Origin of the sequence: Dethiothermospora halolimnae, from assembly GCF_037577855.1 — a bacterium.
In the GTDB taxonomy this organism is placed as follows: Bacteria; Bacillota; Clostridia; order Tissierellales; family VENL01; genus Dethiothermospora; species Dethiothermospora halolimnae.
This window is the reverse complement of sequence record NZ_JBAKFX010000007.1, coordinates 96307-121770: the sequence shown is the minus strand read 5'-3', so window position 1 is coordinate 121770 and position 25464 is coordinate 96307. Positions and strand designations below refer to the sequence as shown.

Annotated in this window: 22 protein-coding genes; 5 read left to right on the top strand and 17 right to left on the bottom strand. The window is 31.1% G+C overall.

All coding sequences use genetic code 11. The features are described from left to right. Nucleotides 1-56 precede the first annotated feature (56 nt). From V6137_RS04980 to V6137_RS04960, 5 genes are all read right to left on the bottom strand, one after another. Nucleotides 57-1391, bottom strand: coding sequence for a glutathionylspermidine synthase family protein (locus V6137_RS04980; protein WP_425446786.1), 1335 nt, complete (start codon nucleotides 1389-1391; stop codon nucleotides 57-59). Nucleotides 1392-1418: 27 nt separating this feature from the next. Further along, nucleotides 1419-2699, bottom strand: a complete 1281-nt coding sequence (locus V6137_RS04975; protein WP_425446785.1) for a glutamate--cysteine ligase — start codon at nucleotides 2697-2699, stop codon at nucleotides 1419-1421. A 443-nt stretch (nucleotides 2700-3142) separates the two neighbouring features. Then, the gene (locus V6137_RS04970) at nucleotides 3143-4201 is read right to left on the bottom strand and encodes a DmpA family aminopeptidase (RefSeq protein WP_425446784.1); all 1059 of its coding nucleotides are present in this window, start codon (nucleotides 4199-4201) and stop codon (nucleotides 3143-3145) included. 230 nt (nucleotides 4202-4431) lie between these two features. Next, nucleotides 4432-5877, bottom strand: coding sequence for a flotillin family protein (locus V6137_RS04965; protein ID WP_425446783.1), 1446 nt, complete (start codon nucleotides 5875-5877; stop codon nucleotides 4432-4434). 18 nt (nucleotides 5878-5895) lie between these two features. Continuing rightward, entirely contained in the window at nucleotides 5896-6480 is a 585-nt protein-coding gene (locus V6137_RS04960) for a hypothetical protein (protein ID WP_425446782.1), read from the bottom strand. A 201-nt stretch (nucleotides 6481-6681) separates the two neighbouring features. On the opposite strand from V6137_RS04960, the gene V6137_RS04955 reads away from it, so the two are divergent. Further along, complete coding sequence (locus tag V6137_RS04955; RefSeq protein WP_425446781.1) at nucleotides 6682-8628, top strand: copper-translocating P-type ATPase; 1947 nt, start codon at nucleotides 6682-6684, stop codon at nucleotides 8626-8628. Between the two features lie 140 nt (nucleotides 8629-8768). Here V6137_RS04955 and V6137_RS04950 read toward each other — a convergent pair whose 3' ends face one another. The 8 genes from V6137_RS04950 to V6137_RS04915 form a co-directional block, all read right to left on the bottom strand. Next, a complete protein-coding gene (locus V6137_RS04950) occupies nucleotides 8769-9407 on the bottom strand; it encodes a hypothetical protein (protein ID WP_425446780.1) in 639 nt (212 codons plus the stop codon). Nucleotides 9408-9673: 266 nt separating this feature from the next. Beyond that, nucleotides 9674-10054 (bottom strand): hypothetical protein, encoded by a 381-nt coding sequence (locus V6137_RS04945; protein ID WP_425446779.1) that lies wholly within the window; start codon nucleotides 10052-10054, stop codon nucleotides 9674-9676. 54 nt (nucleotides 10055-10108) lie between these two features. Next, on the bottom strand, nucleotides 10109-10468 hold the full coding sequence (locus V6137_RS04940; RefSeq protein WP_425446778.1) for a VOC family protein: 360 nt from the start codon (nucleotides 10466-10468) through the stop codon (nucleotides 10109-10111). Between the two features lie 12 nt (nucleotides 10469-10480). Then, nucleotides 10481-12301 carry a translational GTPase TypA gene (typA, locus tag V6137_RS04935; protein ID WP_425446777.1) on the bottom strand — a complete coding sequence of 607 codons (1821 nt, stop codon included), beginning with the start codon at nucleotides 12299-12301 and terminating at the stop codon, nucleotides 10481-10483. A gap of 610 nt (nucleotides 12302-12911) precedes the next feature. Beyond that, a complete protein-coding gene (gene abc-f, locus V6137_RS04930) occupies nucleotides 12912-14555 on the bottom strand; it encodes a ribosomal protection-like ABC-F family protein (RefSeq protein ID WP_425446776.1) in 1644 nt (547 codons plus the stop codon). A 564-nt stretch (nucleotides 14556-15119) separates the two neighbouring features. Further along, on the bottom strand, nucleotides 15120-15800 hold the full coding sequence (locus tag V6137_RS04925) for a hypothetical protein (RefSeq protein WP_425446775.1): 681 nt from the start codon (nucleotides 15798-15800) through the stop codon (nucleotides 15120-15122). A gap of 66 nt (nucleotides 15801-15866) precedes the next feature. Further along, nucleotides 15867-16517 carry a hypothetical protein gene (locus V6137_RS04920; protein WP_425446774.1) on the bottom strand — a complete coding sequence of 217 codons (651 nt, stop codon included), beginning with the start codon at nucleotides 16515-16517 and terminating at the stop codon, nucleotides 15867-15869. Between the two features lie 385 nt (nucleotides 16518-16902). Next, nucleotides 16903-17598: an LptM family lipoprotein gene (locus V6137_RS04915; RefSeq protein ID WP_425446773.1), complete on the bottom strand. Its 696-nt coding sequence runs from the start codon at nucleotides 17596-17598 to the stop codon at nucleotides 16903-16905. 554 nt (nucleotides 17599-18152) lie between these two features. On the opposite strand from V6137_RS04915, the gene V6137_RS04910 reads away from it, so the two are divergent. The 3 genes from V6137_RS04910 (at nucleotide 18153) to V6137_RS04900 (ending at nucleotide 20918) form a co-directional block, all read left to right on the top strand. Continuing rightward, entirely contained in the window at nucleotides 18153-19226 is a 1074-nt protein-coding gene (locus tag V6137_RS04910; RefSeq protein WP_425446772.1) for an ABC transporter substrate-binding protein, read from the top strand. Continuing rightward, nucleotides 19201-19968: an ABC transporter permease gene (locus tag V6137_RS04905; RefSeq protein WP_425446771.1), complete on the top strand. Its 768-nt coding sequence runs from the start codon at nucleotides 19201-19203 to the stop codon at nucleotides 19966-19968. The genes V6137_RS04910 and V6137_RS04905 overlap by 26 nt, the downstream gene beginning before the upstream one ends. 239 nt (nucleotides 19969-20207) lie before the next feature. Then, entirely contained in the window at nucleotides 20208-20918 is a 711-nt protein-coding gene (locus V6137_RS04900; protein ID WP_425446770.1) for an ABC transporter ATP-binding protein, read from the top strand. A gap of 278 nt (nucleotides 20919-21196) precedes the next feature. Here V6137_RS04900 and V6137_RS04895 read toward each other — a convergent pair whose 3' ends face one another. Both V6137_RS04895 and V6137_RS04890 read right to left on the bottom strand, forming a co-directional pair. Next, nucleotides 21197-21952, bottom strand: a complete 756-nt coding sequence (locus tag V6137_RS04895; RefSeq protein WP_425446769.1) for an HAD family hydrolase — start codon at nucleotides 21950-21952, stop codon at nucleotides 21197-21199. Between the two features lie 130 nt (nucleotides 21953-22082). Further along, a complete protein-coding gene (locus tag V6137_RS04890; protein WP_425446768.1) occupies nucleotides 22083-22385 on the bottom strand; it encodes a hypothetical protein in 303 nt (100 codons plus the stop codon). 287 nt (nucleotides 22386-22672) lie between these two features. Between V6137_RS04890 and V6137_RS04885 the strand changes: the two genes are divergently transcribed. After that, nucleotides 22673-22936: a YciI family protein gene (locus V6137_RS04885; protein ID WP_425446767.1), complete on the top strand. Its 264-nt coding sequence runs from the start codon at nucleotides 22673-22675 to the stop codon at nucleotides 22934-22936. Nucleotides 22937-22988: 52 nt separating this feature from the next. Here V6137_RS04885 and V6137_RS04880 read toward each other — a convergent pair whose 3' ends face one another. Together V6137_RS04880 and V6137_RS04875 are read right to left on the bottom strand one after the other, a co-directional pair. Next, on the bottom strand, nucleotides 22989-23348 hold the full coding sequence (locus tag V6137_RS04880; RefSeq protein WP_425446766.1) for a response regulator: 360 nt from the start codon (nucleotides 23346-23348) through the stop codon (nucleotides 22989-22991). 45 nt (nucleotides 23349-23393) lie between these two features. After that, complete coding sequence (locus tag V6137_RS04875) at nucleotides 23394-25424, bottom strand: chemotaxis protein CheW (protein WP_425446765.1); 2031 nt, start codon at nucleotides 25422-25424, stop codon at nucleotides 23394-23396. Nucleotides 25425-25464 lie beyond the last annotated feature (40 nt).

Here is a 25464-nt window from a genome sequence, read left to right as displayed (position 1 = left end):
TATAAAAAACCCCACAGAGTTATATATAACTCTGTGGGGTTTTTTATTTATAGATTTTATTGTGCTCCCACATTTTTATCTTCCACTATTAAATTGGGAAGTGTATAACACCCATGTAACCCTGATATTATGTTGTTCTTTCCTACCCTATTATACAACCCTGCAAATTTCTCCCTATATATATATAATCCTAATATCTGATTAAAGCTATTTACTTTAAATTCTCCATCAGTATACTCTACTATATCCCTTTTATATGGAACACAAAATTCTTGAAGTAGATAGTCTTTGTTAAAGTGTCCTTCTACTTTTACTTTCCAGCTTTTATCATCATAATCTTTACCCACATATACACCCTTTGATGCAAATAGGTCTTTAGGTTTCAGTACGTATTTATTTTTATTATTTAATGCTTCTTTAATTAAATCTTTATTATCTTTAAACTCCTTAGTATAAGGAATGTGCTTCTTTATATATTCCCTCTCTTCTTTGTCTAAAAACTCTAATGTATCCTCTTCATGTAATATCTTAAATATTATTTTATTGTGGGGTATTTGGGATCTTATGGGGCCAACTAGACATACGGCTCCCTCCCTATATGCATTTATTAGATCCCTTATCTCATGGCTTCTTTCAATAAATTCCCTTGTTACTATACGTCTATATATTAAATCTATTTTTATATCATTAAAATATAGTTTCCCATCAGTATATTTTAAATCCCTTGGATCTACTATATAGGCATTATATCCCTTGTCTATGTATGCCTTTTTAAACTCTTGAAATTCTGCCGGTGTTCCACTTCCTTCAAAATCCACTATGGCTACATTGGGTTTATCTATATCCTTATTCCATCCTTTAAAAATACTTATACTTTCATCAACCCATTTGTATATAAGCTCTATATAGTTTATATTATATTTTTCTCCCATTTCCTTAACTGAATCACCTTCTAAGAAAATCCTAGCTAAAGTATTATCCTCATTCATGGCCGAGGAACCGTCGGTGTTAAATTCACAAAACTTAAAGTTTTCATAGTCTTTATAAAATACATCAAATCTTGCCATAGGTACATTAAAATTATAGCCATGGTCTAGTAATATAAGTTCCTCTAGTAGTTTAGGATAATCAAACTTCTTTCTAAACTCTGGATAATTTATATATCTATCTATTACTTTATTTAATATCCCCATGATTTTATCAGTTATTTTTTCAAAGTTTGTAATATCATCCTGTGTAAAAAACATTGGATTATATAAAAATGGTACAGCCTTTCCCTTATATTTAGCATTGGAATTTTCCACTTTTTTTACTGTATCTAGATAGTCGGTTTTAGGATTATTTTTTAGTACTATTTTATGGAACTCCTTTAATAAACTATTTGTATTCATACCTTCACCTCAACTTATTATAAAGTATTATTTCATACACCAGTTTAGTGCATCTTTTAATCCCTGGGATAATCTGTCTTTAGTTATCATAGCCGGTGTCTTTTTCTTATTGATCATTTCTTCTAGTGGTTCTAGATAATGTTTTTCATTATCATTAAGTCCCTTTTTAGATAATGCTATTAAGTATTTTGATATATCATATATGGTCCTATCTTTTAATTTCCCTTCTAACCCATTATTTATAACATCTATCTTGGATTTTCTAACATCATCCATTGATATATCCTTTATATAATTATATACTTCTTCTAAGTTTTTATTATCATATAATAATCCCTTCCATAATGCTATAACTGAAAAATTTAGAGGATAGGGTACTGAATCGGTCATTCTTATCTCAATAAACCCTTTAGTTCTTACGTCGGGAAAAAACATTGTAAGCACATGTTCAAATTCCTCTTTGGTATAATTATCGGGATTAAATAATTCCCTATATACACTTTCCTCTGTAAAGTTTAGTTCTTTCCCATCATCTATAAATATGGGAGGTCTATTTAGAATATATTCCCCATACTTTCTATATCCAAAGTCATTATCAAAGGTTCCTTCAACTATTCCTGACCTATCATCATCACAATTATTCCATATATCTATCCTAAGACCATTGTTACTACAGGCTTCCCCTTCAAAAAATGGACTATTATCAAATATACCATATATCACAGGAGATAGAGCATTTGCTATCTTAAACTTCTTTATATAGTCTTCCTCCGATGAATAATCTACAGTAAGTTGAATTGATGCCGTTCCCTTCATCATATTGTGGGCATTTTTGCCCTTTGTTCTAAAGTAGTTATACATAAAATCATACCTATCTTTAGGTATTATTTTTATATCTTCTATTTTTGTTTTAGGATGATATCCTAGGTTTATTAGTCTTTGTCCCTTTTCCTTTAATATTGGAATTATATCTTGTAAAAAACTATTATATTCCTTTTCAATATCTAAAATATCCCTATGGGGACTTATACTAAACTCCAATTGACTTCCCGGTTCTAAGGATATATTTTTCCCTTCCTTTGAAAGTCCCAATAAATATTTTCCTTCATATTGGCCTTGCCAACCTTTTTTTAGCATCTTTTTTAAAGTATCTTCTACTCCCTTTTCCCCATAGTAGGATATGGTTTCAACTGTCTCTCCATCTATTATAAAATGTTCAAATTCAATTCCTATTTTAAATTCATCTACATTCTTTTCATTGGATTTAAAATAGTCCACAAATTGCTGCAATTGTTTATTAATATCCACTTCAATCCCTTCTTTCTCACATAAAAGTTATCATCCAATATTTTTTACCCCCATATAGATATTATAAAACAAATTTTTAAGACTTTAAAGTGTTAAATACCGATTATCCCAATTGGGATAATCGGTATTATTTATTATAATTGACAATTGACAGTTGACAATTGACAATTGACGGTGATTTTACTCACTTTGTTCGTAAAATATTATACTCAAATCGGCTTCAGCCGATTTGTATCTTAAATTGTCCACTGTCAATTGTCAATCGTCAATTAATTCCCCGCCTCTTCATACGGCGGACGGACAATCCCTACGTTATTTATTGGGGGATTACGAATCCCCCAATAACATAAATTGAAATTTTACGACCATAGGGAGTAAAATCTCCTTATCTATTCTTTATTCTCTATTCTTTATTCTTCGCTTTTAAAACTCTTCTTTCTTCTTTACCCATTCTTATTTAAACTAATATATTCCTTTAACCCTTTCCTAAAATGTCCATCTCTTCCATATGTAGTTTCTGAGGAAATAAGGGAATTAAGTATTGCCTCCTCAGTAGCTTCTCCCACTGCCCTAAAGACTTCATCTATTTTAACCTCATTAAAAACTTCCATTTTTATAGTGGCATTTTTATCATAGTGGTCTATCTTATTTGCTGTACTAAAGGCAATGACAACTTCTCCACTTCCATTTCCCATATAAGATCCAGTTCTATTTAAACCTATTGTGGTTCTCTTTGAGATCCTTTTAAGTTGTCTAGAGGTCATTGGTATATCTGTGGCAAGTATCATTATTATAGAGCCTTTGTCCCTTTCATTATCCTCTTTATCTTCTATTTCACAAATTTTCTGTCCCACTTTTACTCCATCCATAATAAAGTCCTGTTGTCTGCCAAAATTACTAAGAACTAATATACCTATAGTATATTCATTATCATCTATATTTATCACCCTAGAAGATGTACCTATGCCTCCCTTTAACCCATAACAGGACATTCCAGTTCCAGCACCAACAGCGCCCTCTTTAACATCATCACTTATACTATCAAATGCCTTAAATATATGTTCTCTTTTTACATGGCTTCCCCTTATATCATTAAGATATCCATCGTTACATTCACATACTATGGGATTTACAGTTCCCGTAGTTTTACCTATATCATCATTATTTTCTAACATATATTCTATAAGGGCATCGGCTGCAACCCCTATACTTAGGGTATTGGTTAATACTATAGGAGTTTCTAAGGTACCCAGTTCATTTATCTGTATAGTTCCCATTGATTTGCCAAATCCATTTATAACATGACTTGCCGCCATAAGCTTTTCCTTAAACATATTACCCTGATGGGGTGTAATAACTGTAACCCCAGTTTTTATTTCCTTATTATCTAGTGTAGTATGCCCTACCTTTACACCAGCCACATCTGTAATAGAGTTTCTGTTTCCTGTTTTAAGCTTTCCTATATTGATACCATAATCCCTTATTCTCTTTTTATTTTTCATGTTATCGTTCCTTTCTTTTATCTTATTGTATTGGGGAATGAATTCCCCTCTACCTAATTATAATGGACAATTGACAGTGGACAATGGAGAATTAAAGGTGATTTTACTCACTTTGTTCGTAAAATATTATATTTAAATCGGCTTTGGCCGATTTGTACCTTTAATTATCCACTGTCAATTGTCAATTCTCAATTATAAAAGAAGGGAACCATATTGGTTCCCCCTTATTATTACTCTTCTATATTCTCTTTATTATTATCCTCTTTTACCACCTTAGGCTTAATCTCTTCCATATCCTTTATATCTTCCTTTAACTCTTCTTTTTTTCCCTTTAGATAATTTGGAAGCTCCATACCTGCCATATTAAATACATCTTCAAATGGAGGTACTGATTTTAACATTCCTGATATAAAGTTTGCAGTTGAAGGAGTCCCGTTACCGTCTCCTCCCATTGAATCCCAAACTGTAACTTTATCTATTTTAATATTTTTAATAGCTTCCACTTGTTTTTCAACTAGCTCAGGCAATTTATCAGCTATCATAAGGGTAACCGCATCTTGAGCATTTCCTCCAGCTGCTTTAACGATTCTTTCAAAACCTTCTGCTTGATTACTTAGTATTTCCATAATACCTTGGGCTTCTGCTTGCATATTAAGTAATTTACCATCGGCTTCACCCTTTGCTCTACGTCTTGTTTGCTCTGCTTCTGCCTCTGCCTCGATTTCTACCCTTTGTTTTTCTATTTCAGCATGAACCACAACATCAGCTGTCTTAGTTGCTCTTTCCCTTTCAGCACGGGCCTTCTCTGCTGCTTGCTCTGCCGAGTATGCTTCTTCAAGGGCCTTAGCAGATTGAACCTTCTCTGCTGCAACTGCTTTTCTATTGGCTTCTGCTTCCTTCTCTCTTCTTTCAGCCTCAGAATTTGAAATAGAAACCTTAGCCTTATTCTCACCTTCTACAGCTGAAGCATTGGCACTGGATACTTGAACCCTTTCATCCTTCTTGGCATTAGCCTCACCTATTGCACCGTCACGGTTTTTCTCTGCAACAGTTTTCTTAGCATCATTTATAGCCTTAGCTGCTGCTTCCTTACCAAGGGCCTCTATATATCCTGACTCATCTTTAATATCTGTAACGTTTACGTTTATAAGTCTTAAACCTATTTTCTTAAGTTCCGACTCAACGTTACTTGATACCGCTGCAAGGAATTTATCCCTATCTGTATTTATTTCTTCTATATCCATTGTTGCTATAACTAGTCTTAATTGACCAAATATAATATCCTTTGCAAGTTCTTGGATATCATTAAGTTTAAGTCCTAAAAGTCTTTCGGCAGCATTTGTCATAACCCCCGGTTCAGTTGAAACACCAACCGTAAATCTTGATGGAACATCAACCCTGATATTCTGCTTACTTAATGCATTGGCTAGATTTACCTCTATAGATATAGGTGTTAAATCTAAGAATTCATAACTTTGAAACACTGGCCATACGAATGCAGCTCCACCATGGATACATTTTGATGAAGTAAATACTCCTTCGGAACTTTTACCTACTTTACCATATACAACTAATATTTTGTCCGATGGACATCTTTTGTACCTTGAAAATATAGCCACAATAGTTACAAAAATAATAACAGCTATAACCGATATTAATATAATTGAACCTTCCATAAATATACCTCCCTATTTTTATTCATATATTTTTTCAACCAATAATTTTTGGTTGTTTATAACCTCCAATACCCTTACAGTTGACCCTGTAGGAATTTTTTCTCCATCGGTTATGGCATCTACTTCCCTTAAGGAGCCTTGTATGGTTATATGAACCTTTCCTACTCCACTTCTATTTTCCGGTATAGTTAAATAAACATCACCGGTTTCAAAGAGGGCATTGTTTAAATTCATATTACCACTTTCGGTCATTTTACTCATAAAGTAAAATATACTAGCTACTATAAACATGGTAATGAGACCTAAAAGAACTGAAACAATAATAGTTAAAACCTTACTAGCTCCATTGCTATTAAAAACTATACCACTCCAGCCAAATACAGTGAAAAATATAACAAAGTTTCTTACACTAAAAAAAGGAAAGTTTCCACTATCAAACATACTATCTCCATCAGCACCATCAACATCTATATCAAAATCACCTTCACCACCTAATCCGGTGAAAGTTAATATAGTCTGTATAACAAATACCACAGAGAATGGAACTGCTAAATACCAAAATAACCTTTCAAATTGAGGTATATCATTTAACCAATTTCCCAATATATAACCCCCTTTTGTCAATTTAAAATTACCTTCGGAAAATCAACTCTCCATCATAATATATATCTCTTAGTAACTATATTTATACCTCAATGTACAATTTCTACATATATTTTCTAATTCCTTCTTTTATACGATTTTTATTTTAAATTTTTTGGGGTAGTAAAACTATATAACCATAATTAATAAAGGAGGATTATTTTGGATAATAAAGAACATCATAAACATATGATTAAAGATTTTAAGATTAGGTTTATAGTATCAATGATTATCACAGTGCCCATTTTATTACTTTCTAAGACTATACAAAGTTGGTTTAACTTTACCATAAGTTTTAATTATGATGATTATGTAATTTTAATATTATCATCATTTATTTTCATATATGGAGGTTGGCCATTTTTAACGGGATTAATCGATGAAATAAAGAAAAAATCCCCGGGTATGATGACCCTTATTGCCATGGCAATATCTGTTGCTTACTTATATAGTGTAGGTACTATTTTTGTATTAGATGGTAGTGGCTTTTTCTGGGAGTTGGCAACCCTTATTGATATAATGCTTTTAGGTCACTATATTGAGATGAAATCAGTTGCCAATGCTTCAAATGCCCTTGAAAAACTTTCAGAGTTAATGCCAAATGAAGCCCATCTTATTAAGGAAGATGACGTGGTGGATGTTAAAGTTAATGAGCTTTCATCGGGAAATAGATTGTTGGTAAAACCGGGAGAAAAAATTCCTGCCGATGGAACTATAAAAAAGGGAAGTACTTCAGTAAATGAATCAATGCTAACAGGGGAATCAAAACCTGTTGAAAAAGGAGAAAATGATAAAGTTATAGCTGGTTCTATAAATGGAGAAGGTTCTATTGAGATAGTAGTGGAAAGTTTAGGTGATGATTCCTACCTATCTAAAGTCATTACTATGGTGGAAGAAGCCCAAGAATCAAAGTCTAAAACCCAAAACCTTGCTGATAAGGCTGCTTTTTGGTTGACTATCATAGCATTAAGTGTAGGTGTTATAACCTTTATTGCATGGTATATAATAGATGGAAGTCTTCAATTTGCAATAGAAAGAATGGCCACAGTAATGGTTATAACTTGTCCCCATGCCCTAGGCCTTGCAATGCCTCTGGTGGTTGCAAATTCAACAACCCTATCTGCTAAAAATGGACTCTTAATAAGAAATAGAACATCATTTGAAAACTCTAGAAATGTAGACACTATAGTTTTTGATAAAACAGGTACCCTTACTAAAGGAGAATTTGGAGTTAACTCTATAAAAGTTTTTGATGATAATTACAGCAAAGAAGACATAATTTCCTTAGCTGCATCCTTAGAAGGTGATTCAGAACACCCCATAGCCAACGGTATTACTAAAAAGGCAAAGGATATGGATGTGGATTTATTAGAAGCATCGGATTTTGAAGCCATAAAGGGTAAGGGAGTAAAAGGTATGGTTAATAATAAAAATATAAAGGTGGTAAGTCCGGGATATTTAGAAGAAAATAATATAACTATCCCTGACAGCCTACCGGATGACTCTATATCTACAATAGTCTTTTTACTGGTTGATGACAATTTAGTATCAGCAATTAGTCTATCCGATGAAATAAGAGAAGATTCCTTTGAAGCAATTGAAAGTCTTAAAAAAGAAGGTATCAAATGTTGGATGCTAACTGGAGACAATGAAAACACTGCAAAGGAAGTATCTAACAAGCTAAATCTAGATGGCTATTTTGCCGAAGTCTTACCCGATGAAAAACAGGATAAGATAAAAGAGCTTCAACAAAAATATAACTTCGTGGCCATGACCGGGGACGGTATCAATGATGCCCCTGCCCTTGCTAAAGCTGATATTGGTATAGCCATAGGTTCTGGTACCGATGTTGCAGCAGAAACTGCCGATATTATATTGGTTAATAGTAACCCAAAGGATGTTGTATCTTTAATCAAGTTTGGTAAGGCCACCTATAAAAAAATGATACAAAACCTTATATGGGCAACTGGCTATAATGTATTTGCTATACCCCTTGCAGCCGGTGTATTATATAAAGCAGGAATAGTTATATCCCCTGCCGTTGGTGCCATATTGATGTCATTGAGTACAGTTATAGTTGCTGTGAATGCTAAGTTGTTAAAGGTTTAAATGATATAGAATGGGAGGAAATATTTCCTCTCCTTCCATATCCTTACGGGGAATGAATTTCCCTCTACCAGACTTAAAATCCATTTCTTCCTTTCACCTAAATAACCGTAGCACTGAATTCATTCAATCATTTTATATAGTTAATCTAAATAATAACGAAACTGATTACGATATTCCTCTAAAATATTTATATCATCATCTTTTAAAATCTTAGATTCTTTTTTCAGTATTTCTTTAATTAATCTCTCTGTTTCATTTTCTACAGTTTTATTTTCTGAATTAATAAATATATCCATGTCTAAATTTTCTTTTAAATATTGAAGACTTTCCTTCATTTGCTGTAGATTTTCTTTTATTATCATTTTAGTGCCGGTACTATCTTTATTTAAATGAAACTGTATTCCTTCTTTTAACCTGTTTTCTATATGCCAATAAGACTGTTCGAAAAGTCTAGCATATTGTAAAAATATATTCTCTTTATTTTCAGAATCTATATTTTGGGAAAGTATCATTTCTCCAAATCTAAAGGTATTACTTAAATCCGTAATCTTAAATATCAAACTATCCCTTGAGTTATCTTCAAGGAACTTTAGACAATCATTTATATTAAGTATTCCCCTATGTATAGTATTTTCTAAGCCTTCTTCTATTTTAAATTTGTAATGTTCTGTTCTGTAATTTTTCAGCACTTTATACTCATGATAAAAAAATACATTACTTCCTATTAGAAAGATAATACTAACGATAAAAACTATTGATACTTTTTTCCACATCTTCATAACCATTCCTTTCATTTAACCAAAGTCAAAAAACTCAATGAATTATCTTGCCTTACAAAAATTATTTTGTAAACTAGTTTATTTGATTGCAGTATATTTATAGTTTTACTGGATACATTAATTTATTAATGTTATTATACCATTAATTGTTTCAATATGACACTTATATATATATTACCATGACTAAACTTATTTTCAATTATATGTTTTCTTTACTATCCAACAAGCCAAATACTTATAAGTTTATAAGCATTTGGCTTGTCTTATCATTCTATAACTTTATATTCAACTGATACTCTTCTACTATCATCTTCTCTATGATAATCCTCTCTACTTGCAATAGTATATTCATAAGTTATATCTAAATCTTTATACCCTGTAATTCCATATTTATAATGACTCCCTATATCAAAACTAGCTTTAAATTGATCACGGTTTATATCTTCTAAATAATAATTGGAACTTAAAACACCTTCAGCTTTCTTTACAACTTCATCTTCGCGATTATATCGTGTGAAACTAAATTCATCATCTCTCCTATCTTTGTCTATCTTTAAAGATACAACAAGACCAGTACGAGGATCACTTATTCCCCAACCTATTTTAAATTTAAATCCACTACCTAATCTAGAAGCATCTTTATCCAAAATCTATTATTTATTCTTTGCATTAAAAAAAGACCAAAATATTTTGGCCTTTTTTTAATCTAAAAACTTTTGTACCTCCACTGAATATCCATTTGGGTCTTTCGTGAAAAGATGGTAAATCTTAAACTTAGGATTCTCCTTAGGTTTATGACAATCAAATCCTGCTTGTGATAAATCTTCATATACCTTATCAACATCATCTGTTAAAAAGGTCAATATAGGGCTTTTTTCTTCTGCTAAGACTTTAATGTGACTGCAAAAGGCAACCTTGCCTCCGCCTTCTACTTTGTAGATTCTGCACAATCCTTGGTCCTTATAAAGGGGAAATCCCAATACCCCATTATAAAACTTATGGGTCTTTTCTAAATCCTCAGTTCCTAAAAAAGTAATCATACCATCCCATTCAGTTGACAAAATATCTCCTCCCTATTTCTTAGATTTATATCTTTTGTTTTTATCTAAAATAGATTTTCTTATTCTAAGATTTTCTGGAGTAACTTCAACAACTTCATCATCATCTATAAATTCTAAGCACTCTTCTAAGCTCATTCTCTTAGGCGGTGATAATTTTAGTGCATCATCTGATCCTGAGGATCTAACATTTGATACATGCTTTTTCTTACAAACATTTACTTCTATATCTTGAGCTTTAGGGTTTTGCCCTACCACCATTCCGCCATATACTTCTGTTCCTGCGCCAATGAAAAGGAATCCCCTTTCTTGAGCATTATATAATCCATAGGTTGTGGCAGTTCCTGTTTCAAATGCAACCAATGACCCATAGCTACGGCTTGCTATCTCACCTTTATAGGGCTCATAACCATCAAACAATGAGTTTAATATACCATTTCCTTTGGTATCTGTCATAAACTCTGAACGATAACCAATAAGTCCCCTAGCCGGTATGGAGAACTCAAGTCTAGTATATCCTCCATTTGATTGGGTCATATTTACCATTTCACCTTTTCTTTTACCTAGTTTTTCTATAACTGCTCCCATAAATTCCTCTGGAACATCTATTACTACCTTTTCCATAGGCTCACATTTCTTACCATCTATCTTTTTAAATAGCACCTCTGGCTTAGATACCTGGAATTCATAACCCTGTCTTCTCATAGTCTCAATTAATATGGAAAGGTGTAATTCTCCTCTTCCTGATATTTTAAAGGATTCTGTTGATTCTGTTTCCTCAACTTTTAAACTAACATCAGTATTAAGCTCTTTAAATAATCTATCCCTAAGTTGTCTTGATGTAACATATTTTCCTTCTCTACCTGCAAAGGGACTATTGTTTACAGAAAATCTCATTGATATAGTTGGTTCAGAAATTTTTACAAAATCTAAAGGTTCAGGATTATCAACATCACAGATTGTATCACCAATATGGATACCTTCAACCCCTGTTACCGCTACTATACTTCCCATTTTAGCCTCTTCTACAGCTACTCTGTTTAATCCTTCAAATTCATATATATTTGTTATTTTAACCTTTTTCATTTTATCCGGCTCTTCTTTGTTTACAATAACAGTGTTATCATTTACCTTTATTTTACCCCTCTCAACCTTACCAACACCAATACGACCAACATACTCACTATAGTCTATTGTTGATATTAATATTTGAAAAGGCTCTTCTTCGTCCCCTTCTGGAGCTGGTATATTTTCAACAACCGTTTCAAATAGTACTTCCATATTTTCATCCTGCTTTTCGCTATCTAAAGATGCTGTACCATCCTTAGCTGAAGCAAATACAAAGGGGCAATCTAACTGTTCTTCATCTGCTCCTAACTCTATAAATAAATCTAAAACTTCATCTATTACTGCCTCTGGTCTAGCCTCTGGTCTATCTATTTTGTTTATACATACTATTACAGGTAAGTTAAGGTCAAGAGTTTTCTTTAATACAAACTTAGTTTGGGACATTGGTCCTTCAAAGGCATCAACAACTAATATAACCCCATTTACCATTTTTAAAACCCGTTCCACTTCTCCTCCAAAGTCCGCATGGCCTGGGGTATCTATTATATTTATTTTTGTATCCCCATATTTTATTGCCGTATTTTTAGATAATATGGTAATACCTCTTTCCCTCTCTAGGTCATTTGAGTCCATTACCCTTTCTTCAACAACCTGATTTTCTCTAAATGTACCACTTTGTCTTAATAATTGATCCACTAATGTAGTCTTTCCATGGTCTACGTGGGCAACTATAGCTATGTTTCTAATATCGTCTCTTTTTATTTTCATATTTTTTCCTCCATCTGTTTACAAGTGACTTCGATTTCATTCGAAGATGTATTATTTATATAGTTAACAATTGACAGTTGACAATTGACAATTAAAGGTGATTTTAGTCACTTTGTTCCTAAAATATCATATTTGAAATCGGCTTCAGCCGATTTGTACCTTAAATTGTCCACTGTCAATTGTCCATCGTCAATTGATCCCTCCCGCCTCTTCATAGGGCAGGCGGGCTTATTCAGCCCCTAGGTTATTGGTTAGGGTATTACGAATCCCCCAACAACATAAATTGAAATTTTACGACCATAGGGAGTAAAATTACCCTATCTATTCTTTATTCTCTATTATTTATTCTTTGTTTTTAAAGAACTATTTAAACATTAAAAACAGACCCAATTGGGTCTGTTTTTATTTTATCACAGTTTACATAAAAATCAATTTATTTATATTATATGTCCAATTCTTCATATAATTCACCCGCATCTTCATACGGCGGGGGACTGAATATATTCAGTCCCTACGTTATTGATTGGGGAATTACGAATCCCCCAACAACATAAATTGAAATTTTACGACCATAGGGAGTAAAATTACCCTATCTATTCTTTATTCTCTATTATTTATTCTTTGCCTTTAAAAGGTTTATCTCCCTTGCCACCTCTTTAAACTCCCTATCTAACTCTTCCACATCATCATCAACAGATGGCATAGATAACCTTCCCGTTATTTCTGATAATCTGTTTTTAAGTACTAATAACTGTTCTTTTATATCTTGATCTTCATCATTTTTATTTTTACTTTCTATATACTCTTTATAGGTTCCATTAAACTCAATCAACCTTTTATTTTCTAGAACAATTACCTTGTGTGCTATCTTTTCTATAAAACTTCTATCATGGGATATGAAAAACAGGGTTCCCTCATAGTCATTTAACACATCTTCTATAGCTTCTATTGAATCGGTGTCTAAAAAGTTTGTTGGTTCGTCTAGGATTATAATGTTTATATCTTGTAAAAATATTTTGGCTATGGCGGTTTTTACCCTTTCTCCTCCGCTTAATATGCTAACCATCTTATTTACATCATCATTTTTAAATAATAATCTCCCTAATATAGTTCTGACAAAAGTTTGAGAATGGATAGTATCCTCCATAACATTCTCAAGTACTGTTTTATTGTCATCTAATACATTTAGATTTTGACTAAAATAACCTATTTTAGCCTTTTTAGAAACCTTTATATTGTCATGGCCATCTAGTAACATTCGAATAAGGGTAGTTTTACCTGTTCCATTATCTCCAATTAAAGCCACCTTATCCCCATTATATATTTGTATATCACCATTTTTAAATAATACCTTATCTCCAAAGGATTTAGATAGCTCCTTTCCCCTTATAACCACTTTACTATGGAGTTCTCCTATGGATGGTATATCTATTTTAACCTTATCTGGCTCAATTACCCTCTCTTTTTTATCTAGCTTTTCTAGCCTGGTTTCCAATGCCTTTCTAGCTCCATGGAGCTTACCTTGTATTTGGGTTGTACTCCTTTTGTGAAGCCTAGCTTCTGAATTTCCCATTCTTGATGGTGTCTTTTTCATAGATATGGTCTTTTCAAACTTATCCTGTATGGCACTTTCCAGTTTTTTCTTTTCCCTTATATAATTTTCGTACTCATCCTTTTTTCTTTTTAACTCCATTTCTTTTTGTTCTTTATAGTCACTATAGTTTCCCTTATATTCCTTTATCTTTCCATCCTCTACTTCTATTATTTTATTACAAATATTATCAAGTAAACTTCTATCATGGGATATTAAGACAATAGGAATATCTAAGTCTTTAAGTTTTTCCTCTATCATTTTTATACCCTTCATATCAAGATTGCAAGTAGGTTCATCTGCAAATAGTATGCTAGAATTTTTGCTTAAACTTTTAACTATTTTTAACCTAGTTTTCTCCCCGCCACTTAATTTATTTGAATAATCATAATCAACATCAAACTCCGATGCAACCTTAAGGTCTGTATAATCATCATCTAAGTTATCCAGTTGTGGAATATAGGAGTGGGTGCCATATAGTTTTACAAAACCTTCATCGGGACTTATTCTTTTGGTTAATATATTCATAAGGGTTGTCTTTCCTGCACCATTTAACCCAACGATTCCAATTCGATCTTCTTTATATATTTTTAAATTATCAAAATCAAGTATTAATCTATCTCTATAGTATTTTTTTATATTATTAGCTTCTAAAATAAGCATAAAAAAACCTCCCCTGTATTTCCAGAGAGGATTATATTCAAAAACACCAAAACGATAAATGCAATTGACAGTGGACATTTGACAATTAACAATTAAAAGTAATTTTAGTCACTTCGTTCCTAAAATATTATATTCCAAATCGGCTTCAGCCGATTTGTACCTTAAATTGTCCACTGTCAATTGTCAATTGTCCATTTAAAGAGTATTTTATATATAAATTAGGCGTTTTTTGACACACTAATCCCATCTAGAAATAAAATAGTATTTTATATCGTCCATTTCTCATAACTATTTCATTCAATGAATCTAAACAGGATTATTTGCGCATCTTTCCACCTAACCTTTCATATTCTTAATAACTTACTATAAAATATTATTACATATATTTATTATTTAGTCAATAACGTGGTATTTTAATACTCTACTACTTCCTTAACCTCTACCTTTTATAATTGACAGTTGACGATTGACAATTGAAGGTGATTTTAGTCACTTCGTTCCTAAAATATTATATTTCAAATCGGCTTCAGTCGATTTGTACCTTAAATTGTCCACTGTCAATTGTCAATCGTCAATTATCTCTTCAAACTCTACCTCTTCTCCATTAAACTTACCAAATTTTGATTCCTTTTCTTTATCGCCAACCATAAGTTTATCTTCTCTTTCTACATAAAGTAGCTTCCAGTTCCCTTCTTCTTTTACAAATGTATATCTCCTTATTGACCACATATCTCCAGCCCACTTACCTTCATATTCATTTGAAAAGTACTTTTCATCAGTATATCCCCAATCTATTTTAGAAAACACATATTTAAAACCTTTTTCTTCATCGGTATATACCTTTGATATTTTAGATTTTTCAATCTTCCATGGAGTTTCTTTTTCTCCTTCTACCAACGCTTTAATTCCTTTATCAATCTCTTTATGGGACTTATCTTCTATAATTATTTTATGACTTATTACAGTGATTGGGCATCTATAGATATGAAAATCTTCTAATCTTTCGTCTGAATTATGAACTGTTTCAGATAAATGGTTATCTATTTCTTTTAGTTTATTAAAATAATCTTCATAACCTATATCGAATCTATAAAATTCTCCATCTAGCCTTTCTATATGTCTTGCTAGATTTAAAATTTCTTCATCACTAGTAAGTTCTTTGCTAATTGATTCATCTTTAGATTTGCAACCAACCATACTAAATATTAAAACTAAAACCATTGTAACTATTAATAACTTTTTCATAGTAAACCTCCCCTTCTACTTATACATTTTAAAATATTCCCACAATTCAATTAATAATTCCCACCCCTATTCCTTTAGTGGATAAAAGGTGTAAAGGTACTTTATCTTTTCATTTTCATGAATATCATATTTAGGTTCATATGCTTTCTCATTATAGTTTAGTATATCACTGGTATTGTCCTCATTTAATGCTGACTGTAAATATATCTCAAAATCTATACTTACTATTTGCCAAATATTATCGTTATTTTTTAAAGTATATCTTTTATTAGAAATAATGTTTTCATTATCTTCATCTTTAAAAGTTAAATTAGATTTTGTATATACCCATTTCCAATTCTCATTTGTAGTCCATCCACAATCATAAACCTCTGAAATAGACACCTTAACATTTTTAGAAAATTCACTCTCATTATTTAATAAAAAATCTGTATTAATATTCTCTATATTTTTTACATTAGAACCATAAAATCTTTCATTATGAGACTCCTTTTCAAATTGGTTATAAAATAAATTATCTAATTTATCTAAATATTCGTCATATGTGATTTTCAAATTCGATAATTGATGATCTGCTAATTCCACATTCTCTATTAGTTTTTTTATTTCAGTATTGTTAGTGTTTTCAAAAAACATATTATTTTTAACTATTAAAATCAAAATAATAAATATGGAAATTATAATTAATGACTTTATATTTTTATTTATTTTTGCCATTATCTCCACCTCTATATTTCTCACTTCTTATCCACTCTACTTTCCTTGTCTTTAAAATAGGTGGGGGAATGAATTCCCCCTTTACCTTTTACAATGGACAATTGACAGTTGATAATTGACAATTGAAGGTAATTTTACTCACTTCGTTCCTAAAATATTATATTACAAATCGACTTCAGCCGATTTGTACCTTAAATTGTCCACTGTCAATTATCAGTCGTCAATTAATCCCCCGTCTCTTCATACGGCGAGGGACAGGGCATGCCCTGTCCCTACATTATTTGTTGAGGGATTACGAATCCCCCAACAACATAATCAAATTTTACGACCATCGGGAGTAAAATAACCTTAATTCTTCTTTCTTCTTTACCCATTCTTCTTTAACTTAGTACTCAATAACCTCTTGAAACTTTACCTTTTCCCCATTAAACTTATCAAGCTGCGGTTCCCTCTCTCTCGGTTCCCCTTCTTTATTTACCATCATAAATTTATCTTCCCTTTCTATATCAAGTAGCTTCCAGTTACCTTTTTCTTTTATAAATACATATTTTCTCAATGTCCACATATCTCCAAGCCATTTGCCTTCATATACAGTTGAAAAGCGTTCTTCATCGGTATATCTCCAGTCCATTTTAGAAAATACATATTTAAACCCTTTTTCTTTATCAGTATATACTTTTGATATTTTAGGCTTTTCAATTTCCCATGGGAATTCTACTCCTTCCTCTAAAGCTACTTTAATCATCTTGTCAATTCCTTTATACGACATACCCGGTTCAGTTATATTATACCTTATTGATTGTATTGGACACCTATTAGCATGGAACTCCTTTAATCCTTTTTCCGAATTGTGAACAATTTCAGATAAATGCTTATCTATTTCTTTTAATTTATTAAAATAATCTTCATAACCTATATCGAAACTATAAAATTCTCCATCTAGTTTTTCTATATGTCTTGCTAGATTTAAAATTTCTTCGTCGTTAGTAAGTTCTTTGCTAACTGAGTCACCTTTAGATTGGCAACCAGATATACTTAATATTAAAAACAAAATCATTATGACTATTATTAATTTTTTCATTAAATCACCCCTCCAGTGGAATTATTTAACTTTATTGTATCATGTTGTAGTGTTTAATTCAATTTATGAAAATTAATTTTGTTGTTTCTCTATGCTATTATACAGGGAATGAATTCCCCTCTACCGCTTATAATTGATAATTGACAGTGGACAATTGACAGTTAAAGGTGATTTTACTCACTTCGTTCCTAAAATATTATATGTCAAATCGGCTTCAGCCGATTTGTACCTTAAATTGTCCACTGTCAATTGTCAATCGTCAATTAATTCCCTCGCCTCTTCATACGGCGGGAGGACTGAATATATTCAGTCCCTACGTTATTGGTTGGGGGATTACGAATCCCCCAACAACATAAAATAGAATTTTACGACCGTAGGGAGTAAAATCTCCTTATCTATTCTTTATTCCTTATTCTTTATTCTTTGCTTTTAAATTTCTTTTTTCTTCTTTACCCATTCTTCTTTAATAGAAGGGTTCTTATTGACAAAACCTAATTATTGAGTTATCATCTAATTGAAAATTATTGTCAAAATTATAATTAGGAGGTATTATCATGAAAAAAATTTCAAAGCTAATGATATTTGCATTGGTATTATTAATTTCTATGTCTTTATTCGTGGCATGTGGTGATTCCACTGATACCAGCGATAATGATACTAAAAAGGAAGATGCAAACAATAAGGATACTGAGAAAGAAGATACAAATATAAACAATGAACCTAAAAATGAAGAAGTAAAATTAAATGTGGCTACACTTAAGGGCCCTACAGGAATGGGTATGTCAAAATTAATGGAAGATGTAAAAAAGGGTGATTCTAATTTAGATCTTAACTTTTCTGTATATGGAGCACCGGATCAACTTATAGGTAAAATAACCAGCGGTGAAGTGGATATAGCTGCTGTTCCCAGTAATATGGCTTCTATCCTTTATAATAAGACAAAGGGAAATGTTAAATTAGCCGGTATAAATACCTTGGGTGTATTATACATATTAGATACAACCGGTGAAATAGAAACTATGGAAGACCTAAAGGGTAAAACCATATATGCCAGTGGCAAAGGGGCTACTCCCGATTATATTATAAGATACTTACTAAAGGAAAATGGTATAGATCCAGAAAAGGATGTTACTCTAGACTTTAAATCACAGCATGCAGAACTGGCTGCACAAGTAGCCTCTGGAGATGCCCCTATAGCACTATTGCCCCAACCCCATGTTACAACTGCTACTATGAAAAATAAAGATGTTAAGATAGCTATAAATCTTACTGAGGAATGGGAAAAGGTAAAGGGCAAGAATAGTAAACTTGCAATGGGTGCAATAATTGTAAATAAAGATGTGGCAAAAAAAAATAAAGATGCTGTAAATAAGTTCTTAGACGAATATGAAAAATCTATAAACTGGGTAAATGATAATCATGAAGATGCTGGAAAACTAATAGAGAAGCATGGTATACTACCAAAGGCTAAATTAGCAAAAATGGCTATACCAAAATCTAATATTGTTTTTATAGATAGTGAAAAATCTCAAGAGGTTTTAAAGGATTTTTATAAGGTATTATTCGAATTTAACCCTAAGTCCTTAGGAGGTAAAATACCTAATGAAGACTTCTACTATGAAAGATAAACTTTTTAAAATATTTTCTATAATATTTTGGATTATTATATGGGAGATAGGATTTCTACTTATAGATAGGGAATTGTATCTCCCTTCTCCTTTATCAACTTTAACTACTTTATTAACATTAATTAAAGTAAAAACTTTTTGGTACACTGTCTTTATGACTATTTCCCGAGTAATAATAGGCTTTATAATATCTTGTATATTAGGAACTTTAATAGGTATAATTTGTGGTCTTAATAAATACTTTTATAATTTATTTAATCCATTGATAATAACTATAAAATCAACTCCAGTTATGTCATTTATAATAATAGCTCTAATATGGTTTAAATCAAGTAATGTACCTATTTTTATTTGTTTCTTAATGTGTTTTCCCATCATTTGGACATCTGTAGTAGAGGGAATCCATAATGTTGATAATAAGTTAATAGAAATGGCTAGACTTTACGAGGTAAAAAAACTTGATGTTTTACGTGGTATATATATACCATCTATTATTCCTTATGTTACAACAGGGATGATTACTGCATTGGGATTAGGATGGAAGGTTACAGTGGCATCAGAAGTACTAAGTAGCCCTAAGTTTTCCATAGGTTCTAAGCTCTATGATGCTAAGGTATATTTAGAATCGGAGCAGTTATTTGCTTGGACCATAGTGGTTATTATTTTTAGTATGATATTTGAGTATAGTTTTAATTATTTGATAATGAAAACCTTTGAAATACAAAGAATAAAGAATAGATAAAGTTTAATTGACGATTGACAATTGACAGTGGACAATTTGAGGTATAAATTAGCTGAAGCTTATTTGAGATATAATATTTTAGGAACGAAGTGACTAAAATTACATTTAATTTTCAATTATCAACTGTCAATTGTCAATTATAAAAGGTAACCGCCAAATAAATTCGATGCTACAGCAATTTACAATTTACAATTTATAATCTAAAATTCCAATCTCCGATTGGCAGGGGTGTGTATATTATGATAAATATAAAAAATATTACAAAAAAATATGATAATGTAAAAGTTTTAGATGATTTCAACCTATCCATAGAAGAAAACAAAATAATATGTCTACTAGGTCCTTCAGGTTGTGGGAAAACGACTTTATTAAATATACTTTCTGGGCTAACTAAGTACGAGAGTGGTAACATCTATGGTCTAGATAATAAAAGTTTCTCTTATATATTTCAAGAACCTAGATTATTACCCACAAGTACCGTAGAAGATAACATTATCTTTGTTCTTAAGAAAAATTATGATAAAAAAACTTCTAAAAAAATAGCAGATAAATATGTCGATTTAGTTAAGTTAAAAGGCTATAAAAATTTTTATCCCAATCAGTTAAGTGGTGGTATGAAACAAAGAGTATCAATAGCAAGAGCCTTTGCCTATGAGTCCCAAATTCTTTTAATGGATGAACCTTTTAAGGGCCTCGATATAGAGTTAAAAAGAAACCTTATGGATATATTTTTATCCCTATGGAATGAAAATAATAAGACAGTAATATTCGTTACCCATGATATAGATGAAGCTATTCTTATATCAGATACAATATTTGTCCTTGACGGTCCTCCGATTAAAATTAAAAATACATTTGACCTAAAGTCTGATAAGAGAAATAGGAGGCTTGATGATGATGAAATTGCATCTCGGAAAAAAGGTGTTGAGAGTAGTATTAGGGAAGGGTGATACTTAATAAAATTGACAGTGGACAGTTGAGAATTGACAATTGAATGTAATTTTAGTCACTCCGTTCCTAAAATATTATATTCCAAATAAGCTTCAGCTAATTTATACCTCAAATTGTCCACTGTCAATTGTCAATCGTCAATTAATCTTCCCCCCTCTTCATACGGCGGGGAACAGGGCATGCCCTGTCCCTACACATGAGATGAAGAAGTTACTTTTTACATATAAAAACAGACCTAGAAATAATCTAGGCCTAACATAAAGATATAAATTAATTTTTACTCGAAATCCAAATCAAGAACCTCTACATTTCCATCCACTTTATAAACCAAATCCTTCCTTTCAATAACTATATCAACCTTCTCTAAAAGCTCAGGTTCCTTTCTAATATTAAAGAATAGGTTTTTATTAGGATTTATTGCTATGGGGTTACCTACTATTCTAAACATCGATAAATCACCATTTGTATCTCCATAGGCATAACTTTTATCCAGTTCTACATCATATTTATCCAATAACTCATCTAAAGCTTTTTGCTTATTATCTGATTCCCACATTTTCTCAAGTTCTCCAGTGAATCTATTATTTTCATCTAGTATGTATTTTGTTCCCTTATACTCATCTGCACCATATTTCTCTGCCATCTTTGAGACTAAAAAGTCAGGACTTCCGGATATAAAAAACACCTTATGTCCCTGTTCTTTATGCCATTTTATCCTTTCTCTAGTGTATTTATACACAGAGTCTCCCTTTAGTCTAATAACCTGTCTAGTTATAAATTCTATATGCTCTTTAGGCATACCTTTTAATGACTCCACATATATTTCTGCTAATTCCTCTAGGTAATCCTCGAAGTCACCATATCTTTTTTCCCATTTTTTATATGTATGTTTAACATGCTCATGCCAAACATATGGGTCTACAACTTCATATTTTATAAGTTTTCTAAAGTGTTGTATCATAAGGGAGTTTCTATATAATGTACCATCAATATCAAAAAAAGCTGCTATTGTCACGATTTCACTTCCTTCCATAATATATCTATTTAAATATTAATCCCCATTATACTTTATTTTAAACAGTTAGTCTATAATAAATGTATATTATTTTTCTGCTTTTTTAGACTTACAAAAAGGTTAATATGTCTTATTCCTAAAAAACATATTAACCCTTTTTATTCGGATAATACTCACCATTGTATTTAGTTAATATTTTTGAGCCTACTATAGTACCTATTATGTATACTATTATGCTAACTATATTCATAATTATGTATTTTCTAACTGTAAAACTTGAGCTTAAATCCATTATTAAGCCTATTGCATAGGTTACAGTACCTATTATTCCTAAAATAATTAAACCAATCCCCAAAATCTTCTCTATACTTTTATAATTTTCACCTTTATTCATACCTAGTATAGAAATGATTATTAAAAAAATATATATGTATATATAATAATCTCTCAATCTTTTTCCCCTTTCATAGTCTTAATATTTCGGTAATAATAACATTATAGTATATTTATACCAATTGCTCAATGGTGTATTATGGAAATCACTTTCAATTTCACTGGTACCGTTATTATAACTTCTCCTTTTTGTTTCAATTTCCTTTTTTTTGTTAACTTTTTTATATGAAAAAAGTTGCAAACAGGAAGTAGCAGATAATATTTGTTAGAATTTACTGTTGTATTTTTCTATTATATTACCTAAACTAAGTATAAATAAATTTAATAAAGAAAGGTGTTGTTTTAATGATTTTATATGCTGCTATACTTGAAATGGTAGACTTAAAAAAGGATAAGGAACATTTAGATATACATATTGACTATCTAAATAAAAATATCGAAGCAGGTAATATCTTTGCAAAGGGACCATTTACAGACCATAGCGGAGGTCTTGTAATATATAAAGCTAATAGCTTTGAAGAAGCTAAAGAACTAGTTGAAAATGACCCTGCTATAAAACATGGTACTAGAAGGTATACTTTAAAAGAGTGGAAGAGTAATATAGAATAAAAATAAAATGGGGGCTACAAATGCCCCCATTAACTAGTCATTCCCTCACTAACTAAACATTTATTACCCTATTAATTTCGTCCAATAATCTACTCTTTTCAAAAGGCTTCACTATAAATGTTTTGGCTCCGGCTTTTATAGCATTCATAACTACATCTTCTTGTCCCATCGAGGAACATACTATGATATTAGCATCAGAATCATATTCTACTATTCTTTTTATAGCCTCTACTCCTCCCATATGGGGCATGGTTATATCCATTGTTACAACACTGGGATTTAGCTCCTTATATTTTTCCACCGCTTCTACTCCATTTGATGCTTCACCTACTACACCTATGTCACTTTCCTCTAAATATTTTTTTATAGTAGACCTCATAAAAATAGTATCATCTACAATTAAAATGCTCAAAAAAATCATCTCCTTCAGTAATCATTAAAGTTAATAATCCTACATTTATCTATTCATAATGGCCGCTATATCAACTATATGTGCAAAACTTCCATTTCCCAATATACTAACTCCAGAAATCCCCTTAACATTTCCAAAGAGTTTTTCTTCTCCTATAAACTCAGACATGGATTTTATAACTATTTCTTGCTCACCTATAACCCTATCAATTATCAAAGCCATTTTTCTTTCAGAATGTCCCACTACTACTATAAACATTTTACTACTACTTATTTTACTAGTTACTTCAAAATACTCCCCTAATCTAACTATAGGTATCAGCTGGTCTCTCCAGCTAAAAACTTTATGACCCTTAGTTTTATATATTCTTTCTTTAATTTCATCTTCTTTAAGCCTAATCATTTCAATTATAGAATAAATTGGTATAGAGAAAGTATGGTTACCTTCTTTTATTAATAGAGCTTTTACTATTGCCAATGTCAATGGAAGTTTTATAGTAAATTTAGTTCCTTTTCCTATATCTGTATCAATATCAATTATCCCATTTAGCTTACTGATATTTGATTTTACAACATCCAGTCCTACCCCTCGTCCAGATACATCACTAACTTCATTGGCTGTAGAAAACCCTGGTAGAAACATTAATTGTAATATATCTGTTTTTAATAGACTTTTTATATCTTCTTTACTAATTAACCCTTTTTCCAAGGCTTTCCCTTTTATTTTCTCTATATCTACTCCCTTTCCATCATCTTCAACTTCAATAACTACAGCACCCTCTTCATGTTTAGCACTTAACTTTAATAAACCTTTTTCCCTTTTATTTTGTAGTTTCCTCTCTGTAGGAGTCTCTAGACCATGATCAATTGAATTCCTTAAAATATGGGTTAATGGATCTAATAATTCTTCTATTATATGTCTATCAATTTCTGTTTCTTTTCCCTCTATGACAAAATCAACATTTTTGTTAAGCTTTTTAGATAAGTCCCTAATCATTCTGGGAAATCTATCGAAAATATGACTTAATGGAAGCATTCTTGTAGACATTACCGTTTCCTGTAATTCTGAACCTATAAAATTCAAATGTGTTAATGATTTTATAAGTTGCTTCATACTTGAGTCATTTTTATATTTCTTATTAAGTTCTCTTCCCAATTGATTTAGATTTTCTTTATCTATAATAAACTCTTCAACTAAGTTAAATAATTTATCTATCTTTTTTACATCAATCCTAATACTTGTACTTCTAGTCTCTGTTCCTTTAGAATTATTTTCTTTGTTTATATTTTCCGATACTATTTTTCTTTTCTTATTCTTTTCCTTCAATTTAGTTATATATATTTTTTCAATTTCCGAAATTGAATTAAGCTTTATACTTATATCTTCCTTATTTTTATCTGTAGCTAGAAAAACACTAAGGGTTTCTCCAAAATCTTCGTCGGATATTTTATCAAAGTTATCTGGATTTACATTTAATACTTCTCCCATATCTAATAAGTTATTAACAATTATAAAAGATTTTACCGACTTCATTTTTACACTTTTGCTTAAAATTATTGTAACCTTAAATATATTTAACCTATTGTTTTTGTTTTTAGATAAAATTTTCTTTTCTTTCTCCTTATCTGATATATTAGTTTCTTCTTTATCAATTTTACAAGTTTTATTTAACTTAGAGGATAGCTCTTTATCCATAATAAACTGTATTTGATTAGAGAGTTCATTAATATCATGATCAACTATTTCTCCTTTACTTAAGGATTTATGCATTTCATTTAAAACATCAATACTGGAAAAACAAATATCCATCACTTGACTATCTATAGATATCTTCTTGGATCTTATCATGTCTAATAAATTTTCTAAGTTATGGGATAGTTCTGACATCCTGTGGATTCCCATTGCTCCAGATGATCCCTTGATAGAATGGGCCATCCTAAATATATTATTTATTACTTCATCATTAATTTGTCCCGTCTCTATAGCTAATAATTCTTGTTCTATTTTATCTATTTGTTCTTTAGTTTCCTCTAAAAACATGGAGTTATAGGCATCATTGAAATCAATTTTATCCATTTCTATCCTCCCTTAATAGGTATATTGTGTATTTACCAAT